The organism is Brevibacillus sp. FW301-21C12A (assembly GCF_058788915.1).
On the sequence record NZ_JBYTBG010000054.1, the window covers coordinates 17,230 to 27,523 of the forward strand.

A 10,294-nucleotide genomic window follows, 5' to 3' on the forward strand; every position below is an offset into this window, starting at 1 on the left:
CTTCCTCCTTACTCAAATACGATGATCGCTTTTCGCACTTGTTCTGGATGACTTTCTACGAAATCAAACGCCTGCTGGACCTCATCGAGCGAAAACGTGTGCGTGACCAGCCCGTTATGCCGGAGCTTTCCTTCGTTCAGCAGTTTGACTACTTTGCCGAACTGGTTGGTCTGAAGTCTGGAGCCTTTGATCGTCACTTCTTTTTTCGTGATCGGCAACTGCGGAATCGCGGAAGGACGCTCGTCAAAGCCAAGCACGACAATCCGCCCAGCCACCGAAACAACGTCGAAGGACAGCTCAAACGTCATCGGCAAGCAAACCGCATCAATCACGACATTCGCGCCTTCGCCATTCGTCCACTCCTGCACGCGTTGGCGCACGTCTTCCTGTCCGGCGTTCACCGTGACGTCTGCGCCGTTTTCCTTGGCAAAAGCCAGGCGCTGCTCGCTCAAATCGGTCATCATCACCGTTGCCCCCCGGAGCTTCGCCATCTTCAGAATGCAAATCCCGATCGGCCCCGCTCCTTGAATCAGGACAGTGTCTCCCTCCTCGACTTCCCCTCTCCACACGGCTTGCGCACCGATTGTGTAAGGCTCCGCCAAAACGGCTTCTTCCCACGGCAGCGCAGCGTCCACCACATGGAGCTGCTTTTCAGGAAGCACAAACCATTCCCGCATCCCGCCATCTTCGTGGACGCCAAACACGGAGAGCTTTTCGCACACATTCGGACGACCTTTGCGGCAAGCGTAGCACGCTCCGCAATAGCGGATCGGTTCCACCACCACATGATCGCCTGCCTGGACACTGGTCACCTTCTCGCCAACGGCTACGACTTCTCCGGCTACTTCATGCCCGACCACCCGCGGCAAAGTCGCAAGCGGATTTGTCCCGTGGTAAATGTGCATATCCGAGCCGCATATCCCGACTCGCTTTACTTTTACCAGCACATCGGTCGGGTTGGAAATCTGGGGCTTCTCTACATGCTGGATGACAAGCTCATGTGCTTTTCGTACTTGAACCGCTTTCATTTTTCCACCTACTTTTTGAAAGAATGGATAGCGCCCATGTCGCTGCTTATCTGGCAATCACGGTTTCGTTTTGCAAAAAGGACCACACTTCCTCGGCGTAAGGCAACCCTTCGTTATCTCCCGACACGGTCGTCACAATCGCGCCTACCGCATTGGCAAATTCCAGTCTGCGGTCCAGCGGCAAGCCGTGCAAGTAACCGTAAATGTAGCCGGCATCGAAGCCGTCCCCTGCGCCAACCGTGTCTACGGGCACGACCGGGAAAGCTTTTTTCACATGCCAGACGCCATTGTGGTACACCTTGGACCCGTTAGCCCCGTCCTTGATAACCAACTGCTCGATCTGGAAGCGCTTCGCAAATTCTACAAGCGCAGCCTCCGAGGCATCTCCGAGTATCAGCTCGATTTCATCTCGTCCCGTCAGCAAAATATCGACAAACGGGAACAGCTCCGCATACACAGCTCTCGCTTCCTCAATCGTCCACAGCTTCAGGCGGATATTCGGGTCAAACGACACCGGGATGCTCTTTTGCCGCGCGACCTCGATCACTCGCTTGACAATCTCCACGTTTTTCGGGTCAATCGCCAGAAACACGCCCGTGATGTGGATGAGATGGATTCCCTCGAACATCTTTTTTGTAATATCACCTGGCTGCAACGTCAGGATCGGGGAGTGATAGCGGTAATAAAACGTTTTTCCGGAGCCGTCCTCCCGGATTTCCTTGAAGTTCACCGACGTCGGATAGCCTTCGACAAAAGCGACATCCTCCACGTCGATCCCTTCCCCGCGGGCAAAATTGTAGATGAACCGCCCGAACTCATCCTGTCCCAAACGGCTCAACCACTTCGACCGCAACCCGAGCCGCGAGCAACCGATCGCAAAGTTGAACTCCGCTCCTCCAGCCTTCCTTTCAAACGCAGGGACAAATCGCAAGGGTCCCGTTACTGACGGATTTAACGTAACCATGGCGTCCCCTAATGTAAAAACGCCATATTTTGACGACATTACAGATCCTCCTTCTTTAAGCCATGCACCAATGCGTTGTGAGGATTGATTGCCTGCTTGATTGTTGTTTGGTTGCTTTATTTGCTTGTTGGCAAGCTTTGTTTCCTCAGGTTTTGATAAATCGGTTTAGTTAGTGAGTAAAAAATATATAAACCGATTTAGTTGACTTTTTTAAAATTATAATTTAAAGACTTTGCGAAATCAACAGAAAATTCTTTGGGTTTTTGGGGAGGGGGATTAATGGCTGGTTGACTGGTCGGTAGGGGCATGTGTTGGGGGATGCTTTTTGGGAAAAGTCGTCGAGGCGCTGCTGTAAGCGAGGCAGCCATGATGGGAGGGGGCATCATGCATTACTTTTGGAACGTCAAGGATAATGAAGGTAGGTGATTAGTGAAAAGCAGCATTCGCTTTTTATGCTGGGATGGATTGGCGGGAAAAGAGAAATCTGTTGGGGGCAAAACGTCTGACCTTCGCCCCTCTCACCCCCGCACGCTCACATTGCCAAGTTGGATCGACTACACTTGGTGAGCCAAAAATCCGGCAAAAATAAAGAAGAACTTCACTCCACCAAAACAAATACGCCCATCCGAAATAATTTGACAACACCCAAAATCATCTCCGCTACTTTTATCTGATATTTTCCGTCACACGATCCCCCAGATGGAAAAAGCGATCCGTACGGACGATAACAGATAACACCGTTGCAGGAGCCACTTTCTTTCCCGCTGTCCCCCACTCTATGCCCATCCTGTCAACAACCCCTTCCACAAAAAAACCTCCTGCTCCACCCAAGCGCGAGTGCAAGCAGGAGGAACGCTCCCTCTGTCTAGTTTTCAGAAAACTCGATAACCGTTCTGCCAACGTTGATGCAGCATGCATCGTGGAACGAGTCAAAAGCTTTGTTGATCTCGTCCAGCCCGATGCGGTCCAGCACCAGATCGTCCAGATTGAACTTTCCGTCCAGGTACAGCCTGGCGATCGCCGGAAAGTCGCGGAATGGCTGGGTGTTGCCGTAAAAGCTGCCTTTCAGCACTTTGCCGACGCGGTGGAAGCCGCCGGCTGGGAGCGTAATTTCTTTAGCGGGATGGAACGCGCCAATGACGACGACGGTGCCGCCTTTGCGCGTACCTTTCCAGGCGCTCTGGGTCGCATGCGTGTTTCCTGTGCAATCGATGGCAAAGTGAACGCCGAATCCGTCCGTCAGCTCTTTCAGCCGTTCCTCCGCATTTTCTTCTCCTACGAGAATCGTATGCGTCGCGCCAAATTTTTTCGCGATCTCCAAGTTGGCTGGCTTCATGTCGCAAGCAATGATTTTGGAAGCGCCGACGATGCGCGCGCCCTGGATCGCGTTGACTCCGACGCCGCCGATACCGAATACTGCTACCGTGCTGCCTGGGGTCACACCCGCGGCGTGAACGGCTGCGCCGTATCCGGTCGCGACGCCGCAGCCGATCAGCGAAGCTTGCGCGAGCGGCATTTCGTCCGGCAGCTTGACGCAGGACATTTCCGGGACAACGGTATATTCAGCAAAGGTAGACAAGAGCGAATTGTGGTAAATCTTTTCGCCTTCCTTGCTCAGACGGCTCGTGCCATCCAGCAAGGTTCCCTCAAACATCGGACCGAATGCCGCCTCGCACAAATGTACATCGCCCGTCACGCAAAATTCGCAGGTGCCGCAGTACGGAACCCAGCTCAGCGCTACTTTATCGCCCGGCTTTACTTTTGTGACGTTCGGCCCTACGGCTTCGACGATCCCGGCGCCCTCGTGCCCCAAAATGGTTGGAAATGGCGTGCTCGCATCCTCCAGCGCGTTCAGGTCGCTGTGGCAGACGCCTGTTGCTGCTATTTTGACCAAGACTTCATTTGCTTTTGGTACGTCCAGTGTGACTTCTTGGATGGCAAGCGGTTGGCCGACGCCTGTCATCACGGCTGCTCTCATTTTCATGTCTGACTCCCTCTTTCGCGGACTGAACTCGTAGTGGAATAGCTTTGGTAACGCAAGGAAAAGCGCAAACTCAGTAGGCAAACCAGATCGCTTTTGCCTTTGTGTAGGATGACAAGGAGTGAATCGCAAACTCTTTGCCCCAACCGCTTTGCTTCCAGCCGCCGAACGGGCTTGCGAAGTCATAGCAGCCGTAGCGATTGACGAATACTTGGCCTGCCTGCAGCTTGTTTGCCACGCGATGCGCGCGCGACATATCGCCTGTCCACAAACCTGCCGCCAGGCCGTAGACGGTGTCGTTCGCCATTTCCACCACTTCTTCCTCGGTGTCAAACGGAATCACGCAAAGCACCGGACCGAAGATTTCTTCTTGCGCGATCTTCATTTTGTTGTGCACGTCGGCAAAAATGGTCGGGCGGATGAAGTAGCCGTTGGCATTGTCTCCGGTCAGGTCGCGCTCGCCGCCTGCCGCTACGCGCGCGCCTTGTTCCTTTCCGCTCGCGATGTAGCCCAGGATGCGCTCCATTTGCTTTCTGGACACTTGTGCGCCCTGGTCTGTCTCCGGGTCAAACGGATCTCCCAGCTTGTAGCTGTCAGCCATCGCCGCAAGCCGCTCGACTACTTGCTCGTAAATGTCGCGCTGCACGAACAGCCGGGTCGGCGCTGAACATTTTTCCGCCTTATGCGTGAACAGCCCGTAAAAAGAACGTTCGATCGCGGCCTCCAAATTCGGTGCGTCGCTGAACAAAATATTCGGGGATTTGCCGCCCAGCTCCAGCGAGACGGGCTTGAGATTGGAATCGGCGGAATCCCGGACAAGCTGTCTGCCCACAGCCGTGCTTCCTGTAAAAGTCACCTTGTCCACATTCATATGGCGGCTCAACTGCGAACCGACACTGCCTGCGCCAAGCACGAGGTTAATGACGCCCGGCGGTAAAATGTCTGCTTCATGAATCAGCTCAAACAAGCGGATGGCAGAAAAAGACGTTTCCTCCGAAGGCTTCAGGATGATCGTATTGCCCATGGCAAGGGCAGGAGCAAGCTTCCACGCGGCCATATCAATCGGGAAGTTGAACGGCACAATTTGCGCGCATACGCCAATCGGGTCCCGGGTAGTTACGCTCAGGAAGTTGCCTTCGACCGGATTGTTTTCCCCGTAGTATTTGTCTGTCCAGCCTGCGTAGTATTCGAACACATCCGAAGCTTCCTGCACGTCGTCCTTGTAGGACTCGGTGTACAGCTTGCCGTTGTCCAGCGTTTCCAACGTGGCCAGCTCCGCCTGATGCTCGACCAGAAGGGCGCTGATCTTGCGCAAAATTTTTGCCCGCTCCTTGCGCGTTGTCTTGCGCCATGCCCCGTTCTCATCGTCAAAAGCCGCACGTGCCGCTGCGACTGCGCGATCGACGTCCTCTGGAGCCGCTACCTGGAACGAACCGTTGATGAGACCGTTTGCAGGATTCGTCGACGTAATGATTTCATCCCCTGTGCTGTCTGCCCATTGGCCGTTGATATACAGCTTTTTCGTCTGTTGCAGCCATTCTTTTGCCCACGCCAGCTTCGGCTGGTCGATTCCTTCAAATTGCTTTTTAGCATTTGTCTCGTTCACTGTGATGACCTCCGTTTCGCGAAAAGCTTTTGACCCCTTCCCTGCCTTGTTCCTTGAGCAGCCGGGAAACGAAGCTGTACCCGTGCTTCTCTTTCAACTCGACCACGAGCGGAATGAAGCTGTTGGCAAGCTCTGCGCATCTTGCTTCGTTGGCTTCAATGCCCGCCAGACATTTCTCATGGAAAAGGGCGAGGGACTGCTTCAGCATCTGCAACGCATCCAAAATATTGGCTCCCGCTGCTCCCTCAAATACGTTCAAATCCAGTTCGCCATGCGCAAGCGTCGCCTGGACAACCCGGTCACACCCCAAAACCTGAAAGCAGCTTTGGATGAGAGTCTCGGGTACGACCGGATTGATTTTTCCGGGGAAAAAGGAAGACCCCGCCTGCACGCCTGGCAGCGTAATTTCTGCAAAGCCAGCCTCCGGACCGGATGACAGTAGGCGCAAATCTTTGGAAATTTTCAACAAACACGTCGCCAACAAGGACAGTTGCGCGGAGACTTGCGCCAGATCGTCCATGTTTTGCGCCGCGTCGAACAAGTTTTCCCGATGATGCAGCTTTTGGCCGGACACCTCGCAAAGCTCGGAGAGAACCGCATCGCGATAAGCTTTTGGCGCTCCCACTCCCGAGCCGATGACCGTACCGCCCAAATTGACGGCATTCAACTGCTGTACAGCATGCGTCAATGCGGCATGGCGCCTCCCAATGACTGCCCCATACCCGCTGAACGTCTCGCCCAACTGGACCCGCATGCCATCTTGCAAGCATGTTCGGGCAATGGTCGTCACGCTCATCAGGTTCGTCGTCAGCCTTTCCCACGTCTTTTGCATGCGGGCCAGCAGTTCGTTGAGGCCCTCGTACTCCTGGACAATCGCCATGCGCATCGCCGTATGGCAAACGTCTGACGTGGACTGGGAAGCGTTCACATGATCGACCGGATGAACCGGAGAATACGTCCCGTGCGCCATCCCCGCATGCTCGTTTGCCAGATTGGCAATCACCTCGTTGACGTTCATGTTCGTTCCAATCCCGCCGCCGCCATGCAACATATCGACCGGAAAATGCTCCAGATGCGCTCCGGCGATCAGCTCGTCGCAAGCTTTTTCAATTGCCGCACAAATATCGGCAGCAAGTACCCCCGCTCGTTCATTCGCCCGTGCCGCAGCCTTCTTCACCTGCGCCAGCGCAGCGATATAGGTGGGATACTGCCCCAGGCGCTTGCCCGAAAACGAGAGATTTTGCAACGCTCTCACGGTTTGAATCCCGTAAAGCGCCTCCTGTGGAATCTCCACCGTGCCAAACGAATCCTGTTCTTTTCTCGTTGCTACCCATCCGTCACAGGAAATGTAAACCGCCTCCCAAAAGGGGGAAGTCAGGCTGCCCCCTACTGTACATGGCAACTGCCATCTTCTGCAAATAACAAAGCATCCTCGTCGCTCCAGCCCTACACTGGCTCGTGGCTTTTCCGAAAGAAAAAGACCAAGGGCCGTTATTTGCAGACACGACAATTTAATCACAATACGAACATTTCGTTCACTATATGAACTTAACGCGATTATAATTCGTCGATTTCCCGATGTCAAACAAACAATTTTTCTCGGCGAAGCCGTCTGTTTGGCTTTCCTCCATGCAGGCTTGCGGGCAGGAAGCTGCACAAACGGATAGCTTTCAAACAAAAATCTACGCTATAATGATCTACATTGGAAAAAAATAATGGAGTGTAAACGTGCACATGAAACAGGAAAACTCATCTGTTCAAGCAGTCGATCGTGCTCTGCAGCTCCTCCAACTCGTAGGCGAGAGCAAAGACCCCATTTCCATCGTAGATTTGGCCGAAATGTCCGGAATGAATCGGACAACGGTATGGCGACTGATCGGAACGCTTGAAAATCACGGCTATATTGAACGCGACCCGCTGACAAAAGGGTACTTGCTCGGCTACGCCGCCCATCGCCTTGCTGCCCAAGCCCCGCAGTACGGCTCGCTCATTCGCCGCGCCCGAAAAAGCATGGAGCAATTGCGCGAACAGACGCAGGAAACGGTGCTGCTCAGCGTTCCGAAGCACTATGGCACGCTGACCATCGACCAGATCGACCCGGCGAACAGCGTGCGGGTTGCTCACTATGTGAACGTCTTTTTGCCTTTGCACTGCACCTCCAATGGCAAGGTGCTTCTCAGTACCTTTTCAGCAGAAGAGCTCAATTACTACCTGGAGCAGCCCCTGGAACGAATCACTCCGAATACGATTACAGATCCTGAGCGATTGCGCCAAGAAATCGAGAAGGTCAAAAAGCTCGGTTACGCTATCGTCCTCGGCGAGCTGGATGTAAACGAAAACGGAATTTCCGCCCCTATTTTTGACAAGCGAAATGCGCTCGTTGCCTTCATCAGCGTCTGCGGGCCGAACTTCCGGTTTACCGAGGAAAAAGTATTGGCCTGTACAGAGCAGTTGTTCGCGGCAGCTCGCGACATCGCCGATCACCTGCAATGAGTGCAGCAAAAAGGGAGCCGCTCCCACGGGACAGACCCGAAGCCTGGTGCGTTAGTTATGATGCGCCAGGCTTTTTTATTTTGCGGCGATTGGGCTATTCTAAGAAAAATCAGCCCGCCGAAGGCCCGGCATGAACATTTTGAAAAATGATTGACAATTCTCGACACTCAATCATATAATCACTTTAGTTTCACATTGCGAATAAATAGTTCACATTATGAACGGTCCTTCTTTTTCAACTTGGATACACCTCGCCCAATCCCTACTTCGGCGAACCGCAAGCTTTTCAGTCTTTCAACAAGGGGGAGTTCATGTGAACAGCAGTCAAACGATCAAAATGGATGACGCTCCGCTGAGCAAATTCCACATCAAGATGGCAGCGCTTACTTTCGGCGCCCACTTCACTGACGGTTATGTGTTAGGTATTATTGGAATCGCTTTCACACTCATCAAACCGCAAATGAATCTGGACCCGCTGTGGACGGGCCTGATCGGCAGCTCTGCCTTGATCGGTCTTTTTCTCGGCAGTCTGATTCTCGGGTATATTTCTGACTTTATCGGCAGGCAAAAAATCTTCGTCCTGAGCTTTATCCTGATTACCCTGGCCTCCTTCCTGCAATTTTTCGCTGAAACTCCCGCACAGCTCTTTCTCTTGCGCATCCTGATCGGAATTGGAATGGGTGGGGACTACAGTGTCGGCCACACCATGCTGGCCGAGTTTTCGCCCAAAAAGCATCGCGGTGTTTTGCTCGGCTCCTTCAGCGTCATCTGGACAGTCGGTTACGTCGCCTCTACCGTGATCGGCATGAACCTGCTCAGTCTGGGACCTGACGCCTGGCGCTGGATGCTGGCTTCCTCTGCCCTTCCTGCTGTCATTATTTTGCTCCTGCGAATCGGTACGCCCGAATCTCCGCGCTGGCTGATTAACAAAGGCCGAATCGATGAGGCGCGGCAAATCGTCAAAAAGTATCTCGGCCCCAACATTGTTTTAGATGACGAGACACCCGTTCCGAAAACGCAAGGCAGCTTCGCCCGCCTGTTCAGCAAAGGCATGCGCAAGCGTACAGCTTTTAACTGCCTGTTCTTCGTTTGCCTGGTTATCCCTTACTTCGCTATCTACACGTTTCTGCCCGCGATTTTGGAAACGATGGGCCTGAGCGAAAACTTCGGTACCGATTTGCTGCTGAACGCCTTGCTCGTCGTCGGTGCCATCCTGGGCATCTGGTTCACCATCAAGTTTTCCCGCCGCGGCTTTTTGATTAGTTCGTTTATCGTTTTGGCCGTGACGCTGTTCCTGTTGACTGTGCTGCCTGAGAGTATGACCTTCCTGATGATTCTCGTTTTTGCCGTCTTTACGTTAATCATGTCCGCCGTCAGCAACCTCGTCGGCGTCTTCCCGGCAGAGAGCTTCCCGACAGAAGTCCGCTCAAGCGGCGTAGGGCTGGCGACATCTTTCAGCCGCTTCGGCTCGGCCATCGGCACTTTCCTTTTGCCCATCGGCATCGACAGCTACGGGATTCACCCGACGATGCTCGCCCTGACAGCCGTTTTGGTGCTTGGCACACTGGTGTCCATCGCCTGGGCGCCTGAAACGAAAAACTTGTCGCTGAGCGAGGCGAGCGATATACAGAAATCTGCTTGATTCGGTCAGTAACGAAAAGAAAAGAGCCGCATCTTCTGCATTTCGCAGGTGATGCGGCTTGTTGTTGTTTGGGGTTGCTGTGCTGGGCAGAGGGTTTGGGGGTGGGGCGATTGTTTCTTGTGGGATGTCGATGGCTTCTTCGGGTTCGTGCTACTTGGGATTTGGGTGAAATGGGGGTGCGAGTAATGAGGCAGGTGGTGTGTTTTACATGCAGGCTTTTGTGCAGGTTATGGAGCATTCGGCTTTTGCTGCAATTTTGGGAAAAATTTTGTTGAGCCTTCCCATACGTTGAGGCATGGGTGCATGAATCGGCTATTCTGACAAGTGGGGGAGAGGGTTTAGTGCTCTCGTTGCTCGGGTCCTTAATGTAACAAAGATAACAACAAGGGGTGACATACAAAAAAACAAAGTTTCAGTCCCCTCGTACCTCGGGTCCTCAATGTAACCGACCTTGGTCGGCATGAACAACTCAGTAATGCCAAGGCTTTACTTATAGTCAAAGCCCTCAACATTCCGCACTTTTTTCGAGGATTACCTTTCTGTCCAAAAACAGGCCCCATCCTCGAAAACACTTTCTCTC

Annotated in this window: 7 protein-coding genes; 2 read left to right on the forward strand and 5 right to left on the reverse strand. The window is 53.3% G+C overall.

Annotated features, from left to right (window positions below; all coding sequences use genetic code 11):
• Window positions 1-8 precede the first annotated feature (8 nt).
• From AC3WQH_RS22790 to AC3WQH_RS22810, 5 genes are all read right to left on the reverse strand, one after another.
• Window positions 9-1,028, reverse strand: a complete 1,020-nt coding sequence (locus AC3WQH_RS22790; protein ID WP_327920869.1) for a zinc-binding alcohol dehydrogenase family protein — start codon at window positions 1,026-1,028, stop codon at window positions 9-11.
• Between the two features lie 46 nt (window positions 1,029-1,074).
• Window positions 1,075-2,031, reverse strand: coding sequence for a sugar kinase (locus AC3WQH_RS22795; RefSeq protein ID WP_327920867.1), 957 nt, complete (start codon window positions 2,029-2,031; stop codon window positions 1,075-1,077).
• An 826-nt stretch (window positions 2,032-2,857) separates the two neighbouring features.
• Complete coding sequence (locus AC3WQH_RS22800; protein ID WP_327991549.1) at window positions 2,858-3,976, reverse strand: Zn-dependent alcohol dehydrogenase; 1,119 nt, start codon at window positions 3,974-3,976, stop codon at window positions 2,858-2,860.
• Window positions 3,977-4,046: 70 nt separating this feature from the next.
• A complete protein-coding gene (locus AC3WQH_RS22805; protein ID WP_007787201.1) occupies window positions 4,047-5,579 on the reverse strand; it encodes an aldehyde dehydrogenase family protein in 1,533 nt (510 codons plus the stop codon).
• Entirely contained in the window at window positions 5,560-6,981 is a 1,422-nt protein-coding gene (locus tag AC3WQH_RS22810) for a lyase family protein (RefSeq protein WP_492332264.1), read from the reverse strand. The genes AC3WQH_RS22805 and AC3WQH_RS22810 overlap by 20 nt, the downstream gene beginning before the upstream one ends.
• A 332-nt stretch (window positions 6,982-7,313) precedes the next feature.
• On the opposite strand from AC3WQH_RS22810, the gene AC3WQH_RS22815 reads away from it, so the two are divergent.
• Window positions 7,314-8,072 (forward strand): IclR family transcriptional regulator, encoded by a 759-nt coding sequence (locus tag AC3WQH_RS22815; protein ID WP_152344150.1) that lies wholly within the window; start codon window positions 7,314-7,316, stop codon window positions 8,070-8,072.
• 313 nt (window positions 8,073-8,385) lie between these two features.
• The gene (locus AC3WQH_RS22820; RefSeq protein ID WP_007787208.1) at window positions 8,386-9,714 is read left to right on the forward strand and encodes an MFS transporter; all 1,329 of its coding nucleotides are present in this window, start codon (window positions 8,386-8,388) and stop codon (window positions 9,712-9,714) included.
• The last annotated feature ends 580 nt before the right edge of the window (window positions 9,715-10,294 follow it).

Coding starts and splice junctions, on each gene's coding strand:
- AC3WQH_RS22790 (WP_327920869.1), bottom strand. CDS start 1,028: ATGAAAGCGGTTCAAGTACGAAAAGCACATGAGCTTGTCATCCAGCAT.
- AC3WQH_RS22795 (WP_327920867.1), bottom strand. CDS start 2,031: ATGTCGTCAAAATATGGCGTTTTTACATTAGGGGACGCCATGGTTACG.
- AC3WQH_RS22800 (WP_327991549.1), bottom strand. CDS start 3,976: ATGAAAATGAGAGCAGCCGTGATGACAGGCGTCGGCCAACCGCTTGCC.
- AC3WQH_RS22815 (WP_152344150.1), top strand. CDS start 7,314: ATGAAACAGGAAAACTCATCTGTTCAAGCAGTCGATCGTGCTCTGCAG.